The sequence below is a fragment of the Cyclobacterium qasimii M12-11B genome, assembly GCF_000427295.1.
GTDB classification, from domain to species: Bacteria; Bacteroidota; Bacteroidia; order Cytophagales; family Cyclobacteriaceae; genus Cyclobacterium; species Cyclobacterium qasimii.
The window spans coordinates 41,914-61,632 of sequence record NZ_ATNM01000193.1; the positions used below are offsets into that span (position 1 = coordinate 41,914).

The window sequence follows — 19,719 nt, forward strand, 5'->3', positions numbered from 1 at the left end:
GGGCAATGCGTGAGATAAATTTGAGTAATCCGACATGGAGGGTATTTCATAGAACAACATACATCGAACGCGTTCCTCCTTTAGCGGCTTCTGGTCCATCAATTGCTCCCAATACTACCCTAAAAATTCCTGATAACCTTGTGGGAAATATCCTTTTATGTCAGTTGGTGTTCAAGGAATTGATCAAGCAGGGTAATTCAATCAATAGCCTTACCGTTGGTACAGCAGTAGCAGCTGTAATGAACCCAATCCCAACTTCACCAGGCGTTTATCCTACTTCCAAACTTGGAGATATGGTGCCTTGGTGGGAAACGTTTTTGAACTCAGCTAGGCCAGATTCAATTGGGACGATTTCAAATCCATCCAATGCAGCCCTTCTTAATACCATATTTAATCAGGTGGTAGATTATATGTACAATGGATTTGCCACAAAATCCATTCAGAAAATGTTTTCTGAAGGTAATTTGGGTATTGGTTAAAGATTTAAACAATAATTGGTGTCAGTCAAATCTTGAATTTTACATTAAATTTTGTAAAAATATCCTACCAGTAGTTGGGCTAGATCCCACTGCTGGTAGACAAAACGATTTATATCAACTTATTCAGATGGACTATTATGGGCTTAACATAAGGAAAAGCCGAAACAATTCTGTCACGGCTTATCTAAATTACCTTCCTGCTCTTCAATTTTGTCCTGAAGTAGTTTCGATATATCTATGGGAGGCAATAAATACCCACCCAGCGGCCCTAGGTTAGTAATTTGATACATTATATTTCGAAGATTGTTAATCATCATGTTCAAGGGAGAAAACTTCAATAAATTAGCCCTCAATCCTTCATCCATTTTCTCGGATTCGTTAATGCTAAAAGTTCCACCACCTTCTACTAAAATTTTATAGCCCCGGAGTTTATACGCCTCGTCTGCATTTACTTTAATTCTGGTAATCAGCTGGATTTCTTTATTATCCTCAGTAGAATTTATATCAAAATCTATTTCAACAGGATATGAAAAAAACAATTTTTTGTGGTCAATATCACTAGATTCAGGTGCAAGAAATTCAAAGTGTGACTCCAAAAGCTTGAAGTCCAGTAATTGTAATGGTGAAAATTTTGCTTTCATCCTGCCATTGGGAAATCTTTCTCTAAGGGTGCATCTATAGCCATCACCACTTGAGGATTGGTACTTTTATTTTTAATTTTAAATATTGCTGGGTATAGGCCCATTTACGATGATAATCAATGATTTCTTCGTTAAGTCTTTCTTGAATCAATTCCTCTGTCATCACTTCCTCATTATCCAATAATATCACTTGTAATTGGATATTTAAAACTTTCTCCAAATGGGAAACAGTAGAAAGTTTAAAATCACTTTGCCCTTTTACTAGTTTGCTTACTTGCTGTCTGGTAACTCCCAATTCTCTAGCCAAATCAGATTGGCTCCATCCTTTTTCCTCCAACGCATCTAATACACGCAATGCAACTCTTGTTGACTTCTTGAGCCAAGCTTTATTTTCTTTTCTAAAAGCAACTTTCTCCTTCCAGTTGGAAGCAGGGCTTATAGCTGCCAGGGATTTTAATTTTCTTCTGTCTTGTTCATAACTTTATATATCTAAAAAAACGAACTCTGCTTCTTTTCCAAATTCTTTTAGGTAGTCTCTCACCAAATTCAATTTATATAACTCGGTTTTAGTATGAGACCTATCATTCATTTTTTCGGTCAACTTAATGGCACCACCTGTAATCACATAAGATTTCCCATATCGAATGGCATAAATCCTCAAAAATGAATTCCAAAGCATTCCATACCCTTTAAGTTGTTGTAAATCAAATAGATTACCAGCTTCCTTATTGTAAAGGGGTTTGAAAAATTCGCTTAGATTTTTTCCTGATTCATCTCCGGATAATTCAAATAACTTTTCAAATAGAAGGTCAGCATCTTTAATTGCTTTTTCTACGATTAGGCTAATTTTTGCTCTACCATAAAAGGCTTCATAATCCTTTTTAAATTGGTTAAATATCTTTCGTAATTCCTCTGGATCAGACCATTGTTCCTGTAGTATTTCCAGCGCATCAAAGTCGTTGTCTTCATACAATACTGCGTAGAGACAATTCTTTCTATGCTCAAATATACTAACAATTCTCATAGTGTCAACCTTAAGGTTTACATTTTAGTTCAATTAAATCATATTAAATATTGATACTAGACCTTGTGTATTGGCATTCTTTAGAATTGTTGCCTGGATTCCAATTGTTCTAATGGGTTAATATCCATAATGAATTATTATTTATAAATTTCTTTTTCTATGGTGGTTTTAATTTCTAAAATAGTTGGTAGTGGAATTTGTCATGGATATTTAAACTTATCTTTATTTAAGGGAGAAATAATGCATTTAGTGAAAATGTCTCTTTCTGTCAGAATTTTTTTATCCTTTAGAAAGATTTCAGTGACTGTTCCTTTTCTAAAGATATCGTTTTGATTGAAATCGAAAAAACCTTTTTAATAAGAAAACTTAATATTTAGAGGAATACAGTGTAGTAATAAGCTGTAATTTCTAAAATTAAAAGAATGATCTCCTGTAAATACGGTAGGGGATTTATTACACAAAACTAAAAATCTTTGGTATTAAGTAAAACCTAACTTCTCATTTTTTAACGAAACAGGTGAAGAATTTTAGATTTTTTCCTAATCAGGATCACCTATCAATTATTACCCCCAAGTATCAGAATACCAACACTTATAACCTAAAATGGTTACTCAAAAGGAAACCAGAATGGCTCATAAATACACCCTTCAACCTAATAATTGAAATTATTTTTGATCAACAGCGAGGGATTTATAGCGGTATCTCGTCTAATCTTAATATTGAGGTAATACTTTGTTAACACAAGGACCTAAAATTGAAAAATGCATTTTATTCCTTAAATCCAATAATCACCCAATTGCATGGGTTTACGGGGATAAAACAAAGAGCTGCTTTTTTAGAAGCTTAAATAGATAATTTAAACATTTATGGATATTTCCGCTAATCATTTCATGGCACTATTTAGAAAATTTGCACCCTTTAGAAAAATGAATTTCAATCATTTTTCCTATTTCTTGATTATCAGCTTGCTATTTGCCACTTCGTGTACCGAAGATGAAACAATAGAACCAGAAGCAAAAGCAGAGGTAGCGATCTTCATCAATGAAATTTTTGCTTCTGGTGAAGATTGGATTGAATTGTACAATGCCTTAGAAACAAGTCAGAACATTGGTGGCTATGTCCTCTCGGATGACAGCAATGCTTACAGCCTGCCAGCCGGAACGACAATTCCCGCTTCTGGCTTTCTAGTGGTGCTTTGCAATGATTTAGGAACAGGCTTGAATGCCAATTTTAAATTGTCTGGAGATGGGGAAGCAATATCTCTAGAAAGTGCCGATGGTACGCTTATCGACAATGTTACCTATCCCAACCTTGACAATGGACAGTCCTACGCAAGGTTTCCTGACGGTTCCGATTTTTGGGAAATTACAGGTACTACCACACAAGGTGAATCCAATGGAGACGATAGCGCACCTGCCATTAATTCCATCTCACGCGAGCCACTTGTTCCGGCGTTAAATGAGGAGGTAATTATAACTGCCGAACTGATTTCAACCACTGCTGTGTCTTCCCTAAGCTTGTTTTACCAATTCAATGATGGGTCCTTTTCGGAAGTTGTCATGTCCTACCAAAGTGGAACTGCTTATACCGGAACAATCCCAGGAATGGCTACTGAAGGAAGGGTGGCCTATTATGTAGAAGCAATAGGTACCAATGGGCTTTCCACCTTTAAGCCAGCAACTGCACCGGAAAACCTGGAAGACTACCTATTAAATACAGACCCTTTACCGCAACTCGTTATCAACGAATTTATGGCCAGCAATAACACTTGTTGTCCGGATACAGATAGTGGGGAAGAAGAGTTTAACGATTGGATAGAAATTCACAATACAGGTACTACTGCTGTAAACATTGCAGGAATGTATCTTTCAGACGATAAAGACGACCCTTTTGGGGATAAAATTTCCTCTGATGATACGGATGCCACAACCATTCCGGCCGGTGGATACCTGGTCCTATGGGCTGATGGGTCAACCGATCAAGGTGCACTTCATTTAAATTTCAGTTTGAGTGCAGATGGTGAAGACATTGGATTATTCTATATCGATGGACGCACCATAGACACCTATACCTACGAAGCCCAGGAAGAGGATATTTCATGGGGTAGAACCACAGATGGTGGCACAACTTGGGCAGCAATGGAAAACCCTACACCTGGCCAAACCAATAATTAATCACCTGAAAATATGTTTGAATTATTTCCTGATCAACCGGTTTATGAATACCCGCAGTTGGTAAACATTACCTACTCTTTTATATGGGCATTTGTGTTGTCTTCCTTGATCGCTATCACCCATAAACTCACATTTACGGGTGATGTTTATCCTAAAAACTTTTTCCAGTCATTGATTTTAGGAGCCCTCGTAACCTCTTTGGTGATGATGGCAATAGGAGACAGTTTGGCCCGTGGCTTAGGGGTTTTTGGCGCAATGGCCATTATACGCTTCCGTACCCGTATCGATGATCCAAGAGATGTATTGTTTTTATTTGCTGCTTTAAGTACCGGTTTGGCCATTGGGGTTTATGGTTTCACCATATCCTTTGTGGGAGCCATTCTTTTCTGCCTTGTGGCTTTATTACTTCATACCTCACCATTTCGAAGTTTTAAGTACCACAATCAGCTATACTTTACTATCGATGACACCGATAAACTTGCAACCATTACCAGCCTATTTGAAAATCATTGTCAAGGCTTTCGAATGCTTACCATACAGGTTAATAAAGAAATGGCAACCCGTTACCAATACGCAATAACCTTGAATAGCAATGTGCTAAAAGATGAATTCATCAATCACATCAAAGCAGTTGAAGGAATATCACAAATCAAGTTGTCATCTAATGAAAACCTTTCAAACTAATGGTGAAAAATACGAATTGGTTTTATGTATTGATAGCATCGATGCTGATTGCTATGTTGTTTATCAGTGGCCGCTATTTTAAAGGCAGTGGGGAGTCCTCGGTAGGAATCGCTCAAACTTCGGAATACAAAGTGAAAATAGAAAAAGCAGCTTTGGTGAAAGCTGTCCACATTGTACCTGGGATGGAAGTGAAAGAAGGAGAGCTTTTGGTAGAACTTACCAGCGATGAGTTGGAAATTGACATCACCAAACTCAGGAACCAGATTACCATTCGAAAGTCAGAGCGAGCGGAAAAAGCAAAGCTTGTCAATGCCGAGATTTCCTATATCCAGGCACAAAAAGGAATAGAGATCGAAGAACTGGATGCAAAGATTCTTGAAATGGAAAGTGAAATGAAAATGAATGAGGGAATTACAAAAGAATTTTCCATTGAAGCATCGGCTGATGCCAATTCTCCCATGGCTGTAAGAATCAATTCGCTGAAACAACAAAAGCAAAAGCATAAAGAAGCTTTAAACATTAAAATTGAGGATGTAAATCAGGAAAGCACCACCGAATTGCAGTTGCTTGAAAATCAAATTAACCTTTGGGAAAGTGAATTAAAGCTATTAGAAACACAAAAGAGCAACTTGAATAAATATGCTACTGCTTCTGGGGTAGTGAAAAATGTTTATGTAAAAGCCGGAGAACAAGTGGAGTCCTTTAGCTCTCTTTTGGAAATAAACCCTTTACACCCCACCACGGTTGTTGCCTACCTTATAGGGAAGAAATCCACTCAGTTTAATATTGGGAAAATCGTCGGCGTCTCCTCTTATGACCAGCTTAGAAACTCCGTTCAGGGGGAGATAATTGGCTATGGTTCGGTCAGTAAATTGCCTGAAATCCTGCAAAAGTCTACGGCCAATCAAGCCTTTGGCCAACAAGTGTTTATTGAGATCCCTGCTGAAAACACATTTTCTAATGGGGAAAAAGTTTTGATACGATAATCCATGCGAATACTTATTATTAGTTGTTTCCTATTCTTACCTTCCATGGGCTATGCCCAGCTGAGCATGGATGATTTTCTGCAATCGGCCTTGCAATCCTCCGCCGTTAAGGTATTCGATACGCAGGATGATTTTCTAGACGAAAATCCTTATAAACTCTCATTAATTCGTGGCCTGGAGTTTCGCACCGAAAGCAATCAGCTTGACAATGATCGTCAGGATTATACCGTTAGGCTAAACCCTGCCAATCCCTGGGAAGTGAAACGCAACAACGAATATTTTAAAAATTACCAGCAAATGTTGCAACTGGATCGTCAGCGTGAATTAAAAGAAGTCATGAAGATCCATTATGAAACGATCATCAACTGGGCCTACCTGGACGAATTAAAAAGTTAAAAAAGAAGAACAAGAAATTATAAAAACCTCGATTGATATTTTAGCAGCACAAAAATTTTCTAGTTATTTTGATGCCAATGATTATGCGGATCTAAAAATTGAGCAGATAGAAAAAATGGTGGAGTTGGAAGAATTAACCTTTGGCGAAGATGCCCAAAGAAGTGAAGTCGAGGCATTGTATCCTTTGGCTCGAAACCAGGAAATTACATGGACACTAAGTGAGCTAATCCCCATTGAGAAAATTCAATATTTGGTTAGCAGCCAACCCAGCTTTAGTGGGGTAGTAGAATTGGCTTACAGACAAAAGAAGATTGATCTGGCCTTGTCAGAATGGAAACTGGAAAAATCAAATATCAATATAGGTTATATAAAAGCACAATACCAGGGTTACCGCATAGAACAGGAAAGAAAGCCATGGAGTATAGGGGTTGGGATAGCCATTCCTATCACCAATCCCAATAAAGATAAAATGACCAAAGCGAAGCTAGAAATCATCGAAGCCGAGAGCGATCTATTGATAGCAAAGACTGAGCAAGAAGTGGGGGCGGAATTGGTAAAGAAATATTTGCAAAACCTATCTATACGCTACAATAACCTACAAAATCGATTGGACAGTTTAGATATCCCTGCGCTAGCCTCCAGTCTTCAAAAAATAGAAGACAGTAACCCCATTACCATGATCAAACTGAGAGGCAGCATGATCAAATCAAAGAGTATGGCTGCCCGCATAAAAAAGGAGATCTACCTGGCCTATATTGATTACCTCTGGTATTCAGAGCTATTGCAGCAGCAACCTTTTACAAATTACCTTAGCGCGGGGCTGTATTAGGAGGGGTAATGATGAGTGACAATTCCTTCGGAAAAAAAGCTCAATTACAACCTCAATATTTCATGATTTCAGTATTATTATTCTTATTTTGGAGGATATTCTTTCAAAAATCATGAATATGAAAAAAACTATTTTAATTGGCTTAGCGCTATTTTTTTTGCGGGGGCTTGTTATTGCCCAAACGGGACTTTTTCTACCACCGGCACTGGAGGGGGAAATTCCCTGGGATTTAAAGGCATTATCAGATGCCCCTGACTTTGAATGGTTGAACCAATCGGACTCTGTTTGGTCGTTGATCTATACAGGTGAGGAATATGAAGGAAAGGTGACTGAAGTATTTGCCTACTACGCCAGTCCGGCTACAATTGGAGGAAAGAATGCCGAAATAGGGGACTATCCTGGAATTGTACTGGTTCATGGTGGGGGAGGAACGGCATTTCGAATTTGGGTTAAGGAATGGGCAGAAAGAGGATATGCCGCCATCGCCATGGACCTGGGAGGAGATCAGCCCTTACCCAATGACCAACAAGAAAAAGTATGGGGTTCAAAGCGCGCAAGAATGGAAGCTGGAGGCCCTAAGCAGAACGACGAGTACAAATTTTATAGGCTAGGTGAAGATTTTACAGCCCAGTGGCAATATCATTCTGTGTCCAATATTGTCCGCGCACATTCCCTTATCCGATCCTTTCCGGATGTAAATGCGGATAAGACCGCCTTAACAGGTATTAGCTGGGGTGGTTATTTGACCAATCTGGTAGCAGGAGTGGACCACCGTTTTGCTGCGGCAGTACCCGTATATGGCTGTGGCTTTTTACAAGAAGGCAGTGCCTGGGACAAACAGTTTGATTCCCTTGGAGTTGCTGAAACCCAACGTTGGGTAGAATTATGGGATCCTTCCAGTTATGTGGGAAATGCAAGCTTACCCATGCTGTTTGTTAATGGCACCAATGATTTTGCTTATTTCGTTGAAAACTGGCAAAAAACAGCCAATCTGGCCAAGAATTCACGATTTACGCTGATACCAGAAATGAAGCACAGTCACCCTCATGGGGCAGCACCCGAGGAAATTTACCGCTTTATCAGTACTACATTAGAAAACAAATCCGAATTTATTAGTTCAATTAAATTAAAGGAAAAAGGGGATAAGGCAAAGTATTCCATTTCCCATGCTTCGGAAGAGGTTTACTTGGCTTATACCGAAGATACCAAACGTAGTCCTGAAAGAAAATGGGAATTGGTACCGCTCGATAAAGCGAAAGGTAAGGTCACTGTACCTTCAGATGCCAAACTTTGGTATATCTATTGGGTGGATGATTCGGGCAATCGCAGGAGTAGTGAGGTGAAGGGATGGGAGTAGTTATTTTGAAGGATGAAAGTTGGTAAATAGACTGAATTATGAAATTTTATTTCTGTAATAATATTTTGGCTTTCATTTTATTTTTTTCGATATTACTAACCTGTGGTTATGTTTAATTACTGTACACAAAGCAAGCTAGTTTATTGAAAAAAATTAAGGTATTAGTTATGGATATCAGAGGTAGCCAGTTACATCCTGACATGAGCTTTCACATTTTCAATAGAGGAATCAACGGAGCCAAAGTTTTCTTTGAGGAGAAGAATTATCATTATTTTTTGAAACAGTATATTCGGTATGTTCATCCATTTGTACATACCTACGCTTATTGTTTACTGGGCAATCATTTTCATATCCTTATCAGGGTCCGTAGTGATGACCATATCAGGTCTGTCGTTCAGCATAACAAAGAAAAAGCTGCCTATTGGCATGTAAGTAATGCTTTTAGTAGCTTTCTACAAAGCTACACACGTGCCATGAACAAAATGTATAACCGAACGGGCCCTATATTTGAATCTCCCTTCAAAAGAATAACTGTATCAAAGGAAGCCTATTTTTCACGACTACTGATTTACATTCATCTCAACCCTGAAAAGCATGGTATTATAGCTGATTATCGGAACTATCCATATTCTTCTTACCAGGCATACTGTGAAAGGGAAAAGAATACTAAATTGGAAAAAGCCGAAGTGTTAGACTGGTTTGGAGGAAGCAAAGGATTTTTGGATTTTCATCGGGTTAACTTAGAAAATGGTAAAGAGATAGACGAGAATTTGTTTTTGGAGTAAGTTTAGGACGGTTTAAAGGCCAACGCGATTAAGGAGGTTACTTAGAGTAACCTCCTTAATTCCTGGAGCTGTCAGAACTGATTTTATTTTAACCCTGAGACTTCAGGACTACAAATCAGTAACGAGTCAGTATAAACGACACGCGATTTGTTTTAACATAAAATCTACCGTTATGTCACTGAAGATGACAGAACTGATTTTATGTTAATCAGGCAAGCTGAACACAAGTCACTCTATATGTTATATAATTTATATTATGTTAAATAGGTTTAAATCTGTTCTTGAGTTTGATCAAAACTTACTCTTCGCTCCTGAACCAAAGTTTAGCGACTTAAAGGATTTTGCTGGTTGGTAATACAACTAAAATTTCTTATTTTTAATAAATATCGCATTGTAAGTTACTGTAATATTAAAAGTTAAATATTATTTCTAGGTAATTTATAGCACTAAATCATTGAAGCGTTATGACAAAGTACATGAAGAACGTGTGGATGTATCATCTAGTAGCTGATTTGCCAATGATCGCTTTTATTTACACCTGGATTGAACACTATAACACAATCGTATTTGTAGTCTTTGGATGTATTATATATCCATTCGTCTACCGGCCAATTATTGACTACTACAGGTTGTTGGCACTAGGCGAAATAGAAAAGAAAGATTTTTCAAAAATGTGGAAATGGGGAGGCCTCTACCGACTTACACATTACTACGGTAAATTGATGTTTGGCATATAATTGTCATAGAAATTGGATCCTCACCTCCTGTTTGAAACCTAAAAAATTCATTGTTACTCCTCTCACAATAGACCTTTTTTAAAATTTCTGGTATATTTATTAAAACCAGAAAAGGATGACAACAAGCAATTCACCCTATATTTATTTACGCCTATTTTTTACTCATTTACTGGTCCTCTGTATATTTGCAGCAGCCCTTGCTCAAACAGAACCTGCCGGTATCCTCCTCACTTGGAAACAGGATCCTACTTCTACCATGACGATTGACTGGCATACCTTGCCAAAGGATAAAGCTGACCATAAATTAAATTTCAGAAAACAAGGTGAACAAATATGGTTGGAGGTTTATGCCGCGGAACATGCCTTTCCTTATTCTGAAAGAACCATACATAGGGTAGAAATCAATAATTTGGAACCTGATTCAAACTATGAATTTAAGGTAGGGGAATTTACAAGAGTCTATTCTTTCCGCACCATGCCCACAAAAAACGATCGCCCTATCCGATTTGCTGCGGGCGGAGACACTTCGCATGGGGAAATGTTTAAGAAAATGAACCGCGCTGTCATGCCCTATGACCCTGATTTTATCGTTTGGGGTGGTGACCTGGCTTATGCCAATGGCGACAAAGAAAATGTAGGCCTGTGGCACCAATGGTTCGATGGAATCAAAAGAGACCTGATCACGGCTGAAGGCCGAGTGGTTCCCATTGTCCTTGGTATTGGCAATCATGATGTTATCAACCACCACTACCCTGCTTCCGAAACCAATATCAACAAAGGGATAGGCATGCCGGCATTTATCTCAAAGGTAAAGAGAGGTGAAATGGAAGAGCCAACGGACGAAATGCGTTTGGCAAAAGCTCCCTTCTTTTACCCTCTATTTGCCTTTCCGGGACAACCGGGATATGGAGTCCTGGATTTTGGGGATTACCTAAGCCTGCTTATATTGGACAGTTCTCATAGCAACCTTATCAGCGGTACTCAAACAGATTGGCTAAAAAAGCAATTGGCGAACCGCACCGATATTCCACATGTTATCCCCGTTTACCACAAACCGGCTTACCCTTCCGGGAGAGTTGAACCTGGAGGAAAGCGAATTCAATTTTGGTCTGAGGAGGTATTGGACAATTGGATCCCACTTTTTGAGCAATACGGTGTTCGGGTCACTTTTGAGAATGATGACCATACCTACAAGCGAAGTTTGCCGTTAAGAAATAATGCCGTACATCCCAATGGAATCGTTTACCTGGGTGATGGTTCCTGGGGCGTAGAAAAAAAGAAGCCCAAAACTCCTGAAGAGGTTTGGTACCTGTCCAAATCTGCTGAGGAAAATTCTGCCATTATCACTACCCTTCATGGGCCTCACCAACATTTTCTAATGATCAATGAAAACGGAAAAATCATCGATGAATATCCGGAGACACTTAAGATAGTGCCTTAAATCCAGTTTATGAAAACTAAAGAAATAGATAAACATGTAATTGACTTTCAATGGTCTCTAATTAATTGACTTTAAGACTGACTGGTAAATGTTAAACCCCTGACAGGGTTGGGAATTATAAGGGATTTAGCTGGCCGAGGGTTGTCACCAAACGGTTATTATTGTTCAGGCCCGTCAGGCCTGTTTTGAAAGAATGATTGTATTCGAAATCAAACCCATTTTTTATTCAAGTTTGATAGATAGAAATATACCCCATTGCAGGATACCGCTTTTGATCAATAGATGCTTATCGATGAGTTTTTTCCTAACATCTCAGGATAGTTAGATTGCTTTTTAACCATTGAAAATTACCTGGACTTGCCCGTAGCAACAACATCAAAATTACAAATGTGAATTACCAGCAAAAAGAGACTACCACAGCCTTTTCACCCGCTATTGCCAACTAAAAAGGCTTCGCAGTGACGGTTAAGTTGGTTTTAAGATGACTTTAGCTCGAAATCAGATTTTTATGTAGAGGCGAGAAAATCAGCGTTGTAAACAATATGAATCTACCGCCTTGCAGATTTTGGCGTTAAGAAATATGTACAGCGCGCAGGCAAGAACAGCGGCATGTTTGACGAAGGGTTTTGAAAAAGTGCATTCCTATTAAGGGCACAATCACATAAAACCCTGAGGAGTTTGCCGCTGTGAGCTTAGCGTACAGATTTTAGCCAAAAGATGCTCAGCGGCGGGGTTTTCCCTGACGTCTCAGGACAGGTTGGTTACTTTTTGACCACTGACAACTATCAGGGCATGCCTGTAGCAAAAAGTAACAGCATCAAAAAAATAAAAAGCCGTGGGAGTTTCAAAAAAGGATCAATTCAATAGAATTTAATGTTTTATTTTCTGTTAAATGACAAGAAACGCTGAGTTGTAAACTATTTAAACCGAACCCATTTCAGTTTCCATCCCTCCATACCCCCATTTCGTCACATTAATTTGATTGAAGACCATGCAAGCGATATTCTTGCATAAATATTTATCAGTCTGGTAACTGCCCGCTTTGTAAGGCTTTTAACTGGATGCTTTCAACATTGAGTGACCATGACCAAAGCTAACAGAAGAACTTATATTGTCCTTGCACTGGCAGGTTTGCTATACAATATCTATTTGGTGTGCCATTCATCTGATAATAATTCTCCCAATCATCCAACACAAACCGAGTGGAAGGTATTCGGTTTAAACTTTAATTTTTAACTTGAACACTTTATGAAAACCAAATCATTAGCATTCCGACAAATAGAATGGTGGATCGTTACCCTGGTCTTTCTGATCATTATTTTGTCCAATATCCTAAGTACAGGAAATTCAGGCAATCGCTCATTTGATACTCATTTACTTGGCTATTTTTCCAGAATTTTTATCCCGTTGATCCTGTTTTTGGTTTTTTACCTGCTCCACATGGTCCTGATCCCTAACTACCTCAAAACTAAAAATAAAGTAAAATTCATTTTATTCTGTTTACTGTTAGCGATTACCTCCTACACAATTGTTACCCTATTTGCTTTCGGTGCTAACATTACGAATTCTCCATTTACCCTATTTTATTTAAAAACCATGGCCATTTATTTGGGCTATCTAGTGTGGGTAATCTTTTTACAGCAATTATTGAGCCCTCCCAGAATGAAGGATTATCAAACTTACAATGCTGTACGCCTTGGGAGTATTTTCTTTTTCTAGTCTTATTCTTTTTCCAAATAGATTTATTGGTACATAGAGGAATCGCCATTATTTCAGGCTTTGCCTTGCCGGCGATTCTTTTGGTATTGGTTTACAATTTTTTCTAATCTATAATAACCGCCTAGCGGGTAAAAGAAAGGCTGCCAACTGGTTCAATATTACTTTATTACTCTTGTTCCCTGGTGCATTTATTTTTATTGGACTGGTTGAACAAGAGGAAGTCCCTCTTTTAATAGGTCTGGGCATCGGATTATTGATCCAATTGGTAATCATCCCTGTATCCAATCTTGCCTTTGAAAAATATTTTGGAATGGTGGGCCAAATTAAAAACCTAAGCCATAAGGTAGAAGTAGGCTCGGCCAACCTCAGTTTCCTTAAATCTCAGATCAATCCTCATTTCTTGTTCAATGCACTGAATACGCTCTATGGTACTGCTTTGATGGAAAAAGCAGAAAGAACAGCAGACGGTATCCAAAAACTTGGTGACATGATGCGCTTTATGATCCATGAAAACCAACAGGATAAAATCCCCTTAAAACGAGAAATTGAGTACGTCAATAACTACCTGGACCTGCAAATGTTACGCTTTGAAAATGAAGAAAACCTTTCTGTGGATTTTAAACTTCCTTCTACTGAATGTGAAGGCCATATAGCGCCTATGTTGCTAATACCTTTTGTAGAAAATGCCTTCAAGCATGGCATTAGCACCAAAAACAAATCCTGGATAAAGATAAACCTACGCTGCATGAAAGGAACAGTGCACCTGGATCTGGTCAATAGCATCCATCCAAAAAAAATTACGGATGATCCTAAAGACGAATCCGGAATTGGGCTGGATAATGTACGGAAAAGACTGGAACACTATTATCCTGGAAAGTACAGTTTATCCACAATTTCGAATGAAAGCGAATATTTTGTACATTTCTCCTTACAACTGGATTGATTGAATTGAAATACGCAATAGACCTTCTATTACGTATTACAAATATTAACTTTATGTTAAAAGCAATAGCAATTGATGATGAGCGAATGGCCTTGGAGGTGATCAAATCACACGCCTCCAAAGTTCCGTATATTACTTTAGAAGCCGTTTTTTCTGATGGCATACAAGGGCTTGAATTCCAAAGCAACAATCCGGTAGATCTTATTTTCCTGGACATCAATATGCCTGATATTTCAGGAATTGACCTAATGGCAATGCTTCCAGCATCTACCATGGTAATCTTTACCACCGCTTATTCCGAATATGCGGTAAAAGGTTTTGAACTCAATGCAATGGATTACCTTCTAAAGCCCTTTCCATTGAGCCGATTTTTGAAAGCTTGTCAAAAAGCGCGCGATTGGAAAGCTTTGCAACCATCAGAGGAACCGGAATTTATTTTCATCAAAACTAGCGACAGCCAGCAGCGTGTAAATTTTGCCAACCTCTTGTATTGTGAAGCCACCGGCAACTATGTGACCCTTCAATTGGAAGACGAAAAAGTAATCAGTAGAATGACCTTTAAAGAGTTGGAAAAGCTGCTTCCCTCCTATTTTGTGCGTACCCACAGGTCCTTTGTTGTCAATAAAAACCGGATCAATAAGGTAGAACGCCACCAAGTACAGATTGAGGATCATTTTATCCCTGTGAGCTTGTCTTATGCTGATTTTTTGTAATTATGCTTTAATTGGAAATGGTAAATTCCTCCAAAATTGCTTTTTATTTATTACCCTTTAAAAGTTCGTATTTTAATTTAGCCATTTCCCAATCAGTTAAATTGTCAATATCTTGCACTTCAGATTGATTTAATTTGATTACTGAAGAGTTGTCAGAAAACACCTTTTTATCCCTTTTTAAATCAGTGACATTACACCAATACCACTGTCCAGCATCATGGTAAATTTCTTCTAAATCTTGAGAGCGAGTATGAACGTATTTTGGCCAAACCAATTCAACCGTTCCTTCATCTGTTTCTCGTAATCCTCTCCAAATCGGATAACTAAAGCCAACGACTGGAAAGATCGAAGTCCTTTTTTCGACTATTAATTTTTCTTTACCTAATTTCAAATTTTCAATTGAAATGAGTGGGGCTGTAGGATAAATACAGCATACATAATCAAATTTTTTTCCAATTTTCTCATACTGTTCGATTACCTCCAGTAGTACATCAACTGTAGGGGAAAAGTCATCTGAATTTATTACGGAGCGCAGGAAGGGTACTTTAGCTCCAAATGACTTTGCCACTTCTGCAATTTCAGGATCTTCAGTTGAAACCATTACTTCATCAAATAGGCCAGACGAAATTGAGGTTTTTATGCTGTATGAAATTATTGGTTTACCTAAAAAATCTTTAATATTTTTTTGGGGAATTCTTTTACTTCCTCCCCTTGCTGGTATTATGCATAAATATTTACTCATAAATTATTTGCCATAAAAATTATATTTCGAAAACTAAAACAACCTGACTATATTTATTTTAGAATAGGACTTATTGTAAGGTAATTCATTGAATATATTAGGTATAAACCTTTGTTCATCATTTTATCACCTTAAATGGCTTCAAAAAATAAGATCAAATTAGATCAGAAAAACAATGGAATAGCTTAAAAATTTCAAATAAACCTATTCATACTACATTAAATAATGAATCCACCATAGCTATACACATGCATAAATACCTTAAGATTCATAATTTCGACATAGGTAAAAAGTAAGGACTAATTCCCACTTGTCAACTATTAAAATTATGTTTGTAAAAGGTCAAAAAGCCTTTTAGAGTATCATTCTTTTACTTACTTAATACTAAAGTAAGGATAATTAAGAATAAAATTAATTTTAAATGTACCTTTTTTAGACTTTATGACATTTTTTAAATTTATTCGAAATAAAAATAAATTGCACTTTCCAAAAGCAGCATAAAGATGCTGTGCCTCATGACACTAAAAGTAAAAAAAGGCCAGTCCACAAACGTTGAACTGGCCTTTATACTTCTAAAACTAATATGGAGTTAGGACATTAATAAGCCTAAACCATATCTAATTACTCTTTTTCCATCGGATGCTCGTCCAACAACTCTGTTGGAGAATAAAAACCTGTTTTGTCTTTGGTCGCTGCCCTTACTGCCTTCACCTTGTCGGGGCTAATTGCAGAAGATTCGTTTCCAAAGCTATTTCTAACATAGGTCATAACAGCTGCCACTTCCTTGTCATTAAGCATCCCACCATAAGGTGTCATCGGCACCTGCCCAGGATATTCCTTACCCAATACTTCAATTGGTCCCATAATACCATTCAACACGATCTTAATAAATCGTTCTTCATTGCCATTAACCCATCTGGTTCCTGCTAGAGGTGGGAACCCAGAAGCACTAAGCCCTTTGCCATCTGGCTGGTGACAAGTAATACAAAATCCTTCTCTACTGTAAATGGCTTTACCCATTTGGAAGAGGGTTAATTCTTCGCCTTTTAATCTGGCATTTGATGCTTTTGCCTCTTCTTCAGCCTTATGAAATACAACAGACCCATCAGGGTTGATGACCATGTTCTTTATAGACATATCATTCAGGTGGGCCAAAGAAGTCTCAAAAGGTTTTTGCATCCAATCATCCATTGGGTGTTCATTGGCAACCTCCAAAATGGCCAGCCCATCTTCTTTATTGAGCCATGAAGCGGCTACAATAGCTTCTAACCTTACACGTCCGTGTGGATCAGCAGCAGCTTTTTTAAGTAAAGCCACCTGATCAGGAATCTGATGTCCTGTATAACGGAGTATCCTTGCCACAGCAGCTCTCACCCTATGGTCTTCAGAGTCCATCAGTTTTTTCAACAAGTCCTGGTCAACAGCATTGAGTCCCCAACTTACCCATAATCCTTCCAATAGATGATGTTCATACCTGGGATCATTTTTATCAAGTGCGGCCATCCATGTTTTCATTTTGGACAAGACCTCATTTTTATCTCTGCCTCTCAATTCAGTTCGGGTAGTATACCTGGCCCTGAATTCCGGTAATTTCAAATTGTCCAATAAGGTTTCAATTGAAGCACCATCAATGGTCGGAGGAGTGACCAAAGGTCTGGAAGGATAAGTAATCCTGTATATTCTACCATGTACGTGATCTCTTAGTGGATCCCTGGCATTGTGCTGCATGTGCCCTACCAATATATTGTGCCAATCGACAAAGTAAAGGGAACCATCAGGAGCAAATTCCATGTCAACTGGCCTGAAATTTCCATCACTACTTTTGATAAGGTCAACCCGGTGTTCACTGTCATACCCTGTGCCATCTTCTACCATGCGGTGCATTTTCATTCCTAAAAAGCCAATGGTATTGTTGATCAACAAATCCCCCTGGACTTCCTCTGGAAAGTGTCTGCTGGAAACAAATTCAAGTCCTGAAGTAGGCCTTACCCTATGGGCATCTTCTATCAGGTTTGGTCCTTTGTGATTTCCTTCGCCATACCTGGATTTTACTGATCCTGGCATCATCCAACGTACATCTGGACCGGAAGTCTCCGCAAAGAAATTTTGTCCCCAATCGTCAAAGGCAATGCCCCAAGGATTAGGAATAGGAAGCTGTGCAGTTCTTTCTAGTCTTTTTCTAGCTGGATTGTACCTGTAAAAACCTCCATTTGTAGCCCTAACCGGACCATAAGGTGTTTCTACATTTGTATGCAAGAAAACCCCTTCACCCATGTACATGGCACCTGAAGGATCCGCTACAAAGGCTGAAATATTGTGATGGGTATCGTGGTCATCAAAACCACTCAATAAGATCTCTCTCTTTTCTGCATAATCATCACCGTCTTCATCTTTCAGAATGATGAAGTTGGTGCCTTGGGAAAGATACACTCCTTCGGGAGTAATTTCCATGCCTATAGGAAGGTGAAGGCTATCAGCAAAAACAATCTGCTTGTCTGCTTTTCCATCGTTATCGGTGTCTTCCAGGATTAGAATTTTATCATTCGGCTTGGGATCACCAGGTTTGTAATGAGGGTAACTAGGCATTACAGAAACCCATAACCTGCCTTTCGTATCAAAGGTCATCTGTACCGGATTGGCCAAATCAGGGAATTCTTCTTCGGATGCAAATAGCTCAACTTTATAGCCTTCTGCCACTTCAAATTTATCCAGGGCATCTTGTCCATAAAGGTATTCCAGGCTACCATTTTTTTCTGGGTTATAATTGGTATTCACCTGTGGCAATTCAATGGTACTCTCATCGGCTTTTGCCAGGTCAAATTTTTCTCCTTTATTGGCTTTCCAAATTGCCTGATCTCTATTGTCCGTCATTTGACGGATTTTTTTCAATTCGTAAGGATAGTTATCTGGTCCAAATGGATTGTACCTACGGCCAAAAACGTGAACCCCATTAGGGATTTTATAGTCATTGTGCCACATCCAGTTCTTTTCCTTTACAGCCGCATGGATGGCTGCTCTGTTGTCTTCAGCTACCGCTTTGTCATCACCAAAAATATTGTCAGTAATAAAAGTAGAGAACTTATTGTATCCTTCCTCTGTCAATTGAAAACCATCAATAGTAAGGTACTCATCAGCTGAAGCGAACCATGAAGAAGAAGGTTCGAAAGCGTCAACAAATAATACTTGATTCCTGTCTGCAATTTCTTTCATTGCAGCAGTATACAGTTTTAGATTTTTATTTTCATTTTCACCATTTGGCAAATCAAAATCTCCACTAAGATTTTCAAATGCTATAGGTGAAACCAACGCCAATTGTGGCGGTGCTTCTCCGTTGTAAACCGTATTTTTGGTATGCTTGATAAAAGCTTCCAATTCATTTTTATACATTTCCAGCCCTTCCTGGCCTTCAAATGATTCATTGTAACCAAAAAAAGCAATGATTATGTCTGCTTCATGCCTTTTAATCCACTCGTCTGGCGTCTCAAAATGTCCTTCACTTCCTGAATTGGTTGCTAACTCATCCTGAAATTCCTCTGCACCTGGAAAAGCCCAAGGTGAAACCCTACCTGCGTGGGGCCTAAAACCAGGAGTGTCTCCTCCATCACTCATATTCCTTATATACAATAAGGAATCAGGATAGCGAACTTGCATTTCCGTTTCGAAGAATCCGTAATTCATCATTCTTGATCCCAGATTATTTCCGATCAAAATAATATGATCACCTTTGTTTAAGGCTAGTCTGGGTCCTTCCTGACCACATTGAAAGGCAAAAAATGCCAGCACCCCGATTAATAATTGGGTTTTAATTCGCTTCATAAATTTGGACTTGTATTGGATCATAGGGTTATATTTTCATTTCTAACATGCTAGTAATGATTAATTTTGTCAATTGAACATTGGCCAACCTCAATATTAGCAAAATTTTTCAATTTTCTTTACTAATACTACATAAACCTCTGTAATCTGGTATTAACCAACCTACTTAGTTTATAGAAGGATCTTTAAAAGTACAGGTGAAATTTTTAGAAAAATTACTGAACCAACCATTACTGTAAAGAATGCTTTCGAA

The 19,719-nt window shown here is 38.3% G+C and carries 18 protein-coding genes; 13 read left to right on the forward strand and 5 right to left on the reverse strand.

Features of this window, described 5'->3' with window-relative positions; translation table 11 throughout:
• The first annotated feature begins 5 nt into the window (after positions 1-5).
• Positions 6-479, forward strand: coding sequence for a hypothetical protein (locus ADICYQ_RS23740; protein ID WP_152520521.1), 474 nt, complete (start codon positions 6-8; stop codon positions 477-479).
• A gap of 173 nt (positions 480-652) precedes the next feature.
• Here ADICYQ_RS23740 and ADICYQ_RS23745 read toward each other — a convergent pair whose 3' ends face one another.
• The 3 genes from ADICYQ_RS23745 to ADICYQ_RS23755 form a co-directional block, all read right to left on the reverse strand.
• On the reverse strand, positions 653-1,120 hold the full coding sequence (locus tag ADICYQ_RS23745; RefSeq protein ID WP_020891480.1) for a hypothetical protein: 468 nt from the start codon (positions 1,118-1,120) through the stop codon (positions 653-655).
• A gap of 43 nt (positions 1,121-1,163) precedes the next feature.
• Positions 1,164-1,475 carry a helix-turn-helix domain-containing protein gene (locus ADICYQ_RS23750; RefSeq protein ID WP_161625627.1) on the reverse strand — a complete coding sequence of 104 codons (312 nt, stop codon included), beginning with the start codon at positions 1,473-1,475 and terminating at the stop codon, positions 1,164-1,166.
• Positions 1,476-1,601: 126 nt separating this feature from the next.
• Entirely contained in the window at positions 1,602-2,144 is a 543-nt protein-coding gene (locus ADICYQ_RS23755) for a hypothetical protein (RefSeq protein ID WP_146947061.1), read from the reverse strand.
• 866 nt (positions 2,145-3,010) lie between these two features.
• Here ADICYQ_RS23755 and ADICYQ_RS23760 point away from each other — a divergent pair.
• The 12 genes from ADICYQ_RS23760 to ADICYQ_RS23810 all read left to right on the forward strand — a co-directional run bounded on the left by ADICYQ_RS23760 (position 3,011) and on the right by ADICYQ_RS23810 (position 14,908).
• A complete protein-coding gene (locus ADICYQ_RS23760; protein ID WP_040418005.1) occupies positions 3,011-4,318 on the forward strand; it encodes a lamin tail domain-containing protein in 1,308 nt (435 codons plus the stop codon).
• A 12-nt stretch (positions 4,319-4,330) separates the two neighbouring features.
• Positions 4,331-5,002: a DUF4956 domain-containing protein gene (locus tag ADICYQ_RS23765; protein ID WP_020891484.1), complete on the forward strand. Its 672-nt coding sequence runs from the start codon at positions 4,331-4,333 to the stop codon at positions 5,000-5,002.
• A complete protein-coding gene (locus tag ADICYQ_RS23770; protein ID WP_040418008.1) occupies positions 5,002-5,988 on the forward strand; it encodes an HlyD family secretion protein in 987 nt (328 codons plus the stop codon). The genes ADICYQ_RS23765 and ADICYQ_RS23770 overlap by 1 nt, the downstream gene beginning before the upstream one ends.
• A gap of 3 nt (positions 5,989-5,991) precedes the next feature.
• Complete coding sequence (locus tag ADICYQ_RS23775) at positions 5,992-6,384, forward strand: hypothetical protein (RefSeq protein ID WP_152520522.1); 393 nt, start codon at positions 5,992-5,994, stop codon at positions 6,382-6,384.
• Between the two features lie 124 nt (positions 6,385-6,508).
• Entirely contained in the window at positions 6,509-7,213 is a 705-nt protein-coding gene (locus tag ADICYQ_RS23780; protein ID WP_152520523.1) for a TolC family protein, read from the forward strand.
• Between the two features lie 118 nt (positions 7,214-7,331).
• Positions 7,332-8,570 (forward strand): alpha/beta hydrolase family protein, encoded by a 1,239-nt coding sequence (locus tag ADICYQ_RS23785; protein WP_161625628.1) that lies wholly within the window; start codon positions 7,332-7,334, stop codon positions 8,568-8,570.
• A 167-nt stretch (positions 8,571-8,737) separates the two neighbouring features.
• Positions 8,738-9,355 carry a hypothetical protein gene (locus ADICYQ_RS23790; protein ID WP_146947065.1) on the forward strand — a complete coding sequence of 206 codons (618 nt, stop codon included), beginning with the start codon at positions 8,738-8,740 and terminating at the stop codon, positions 9,353-9,355.
• 464 nt (positions 9,356-9,819) lie between these two features.
• On the forward strand, positions 9,820-10,092 hold the full coding sequence (locus tag ADICYQ_RS23795) for a hypothetical protein (RefSeq protein WP_040418012.1): 273 nt from the start codon (positions 9,820-9,822) through the stop codon (positions 10,090-10,092).
• 115 nt (positions 10,093-10,207) lie between these two features.
• Positions 10,208-11,533, forward strand: a complete 1,326-nt coding sequence (locus tag ADICYQ_RS23800) for a fibronectin type III domain-containing protein (protein ID WP_040418014.1) — start codon at positions 10,208-10,210, stop codon at positions 11,531-11,533.
• A gap of 1,248 nt (positions 11,534-12,781) precedes the next feature.
• On the forward strand, positions 12,782-13,252 hold the full coding sequence (locus ADICYQ_RS29150) for a hypothetical protein (protein WP_020891493.1): 471 nt from the start codon (positions 12,782-12,784) through the stop codon (positions 13,250-13,252).
• 172 nt (positions 13,253-13,424) lie between these two features.
• Complete coding sequence (locus ADICYQ_RS29155) at positions 13,425-14,195, forward strand: sensor histidine kinase (protein ID WP_020891494.1); 771 nt, start codon at positions 13,425-13,427, stop codon at positions 14,193-14,195.
• A 53-nt stretch (positions 14,196-14,248) separates the two neighbouring features.
• The gene (locus ADICYQ_RS23810; protein WP_020891495.1) at positions 14,249-14,908 is read left to right on the forward strand and encodes a LytR/AlgR family response regulator transcription factor; all 660 of its coding nucleotides are present in this window, start codon (positions 14,249-14,251) and stop codon (positions 14,906-14,908) included.
• Positions 14,909-14,951: 43 nt separating this feature from the next.
• Here the strand turns inward: ADICYQ_RS23810 and pseF are convergent, their stop codons facing one another.
• Together pseF and ADICYQ_RS23820 are read right to left on the reverse strand one after the other, a co-directional pair.
• Positions 14,952-15,650, reverse strand: a complete 699-nt coding sequence (gene pseF / locus ADICYQ_RS23815) for a pseudaminic acid cytidylyltransferase (protein WP_040418016.1) — start codon at positions 15,648-15,650, stop codon at positions 14,952-14,954.
• Between the two features lie 621 nt (positions 15,651-16,271).
• A complete protein-coding gene (locus ADICYQ_RS23820) occupies positions 16,272-19,466 on the reverse strand; it encodes a PVC-type heme-binding CxxCH protein (RefSeq protein ID WP_020891497.1) in 3,195 nt (1,064 codons plus the stop codon).
• Between the last annotated feature and the right edge of the window lie 253 nt (positions 19,467-19,719).

Bases quoted from the DNA above. Each gene is read 5' to 3' on its own strand.
- ADICYQ_RS23755 (WP_146947061.1), bottom strand. From the start codon at position 2,144: ATGAGAATTGTTAGTATATTTGAGCATAGAAAGAATTGTCTCTACGCA.
- ADICYQ_RS23785 (WP_161625628.1), top strand. From the start codon at position 7,332: ATGAAAAAAACTATTTTAATTGGCTTAGCGCTATTTTTTTTGCGGGGG.
- ADICYQ_RS23800 (WP_040418014.1), top strand. From the start codon at position 10,208: ATGACAACAAGCAATTCACCCTATATTTATTTACGCCTATTTTTTACT.
- ADICYQ_RS29150 (WP_020891493.1), top strand. From the start codon at position 12,782: ATGAAAACCAAATCATTAGCATTCCGACAAATAGAATGGTGGATCGTT.
- pseF (WP_040418016.1), bottom strand. From the start codon at position 15,650: ATGAGTAAATATTTATGCATAATACCAGCAAGGGGAGGAAGTAAAAGA.
- ADICYQ_RS23795 (WP_040418012.1), top strand. From the start codon at position 9,820: ATGACAAAGTACATGAAGAACGTGTGGATGTATCATCTAGTAGCTGAT.
- ADICYQ_RS23820 (WP_020891497.1), bottom strand. From the start codon at position 19,466: ATGAAGCGAATTAAAACCCAATTATTAATCGGGGTGCTGGCATTTTTT.
- ADICYQ_RS23770 (WP_040418008.1), top strand. From the start codon at position 5,002: ATGGTGAAAAATACGAATTGGTTTTATGTATTGATAGCATCGATGCTG.
- ADICYQ_RS23745 (WP_020891480.1), bottom strand. From the start codon at position 1,120: ATGAAAGCAAAATTTTCACCATTACAATTACTGGACTTCAAGCTTTTG.
- ADICYQ_RS23775 (WP_152520522.1), top strand. From the start codon at position 5,992: ATGCGAATACTTATTATTAGTTGTTTCCTATTCTTACCTTCCATGGGC.
- ADICYQ_RS23790 (WP_146947065.1), top strand. From the start codon at position 8,738: ATGGATATCAGAGGTAGCCAGTTACATCCTGACATGAGCTTTCACATT.
- ADICYQ_RS23765 (WP_020891484.1), top strand. From the start codon at position 4,331: ATGTTTGAATTATTTCCTGATCAACCGGTTTATGAATACCCGCAGTTG.
- ADICYQ_RS23740 (WP_152520521.1), top strand. From the start codon at position 6: ATGCGTGAGATAAATTTGAGTAATCCGACATGGAGGGTATTTCATAGA.
- ADICYQ_RS23760 (WP_040418005.1), top strand. From the start codon at position 3,011: ATGGATATTTCCGCTAATCATTTCATGGCACTATTTAGAAAATTTGCA.
- ADICYQ_RS23810 (WP_020891495.1), top strand. From the start codon at position 14,249: ATGTTAAAAGCAATAGCAATTGATGATGAGCGAATGGCCTTGGAGGTG.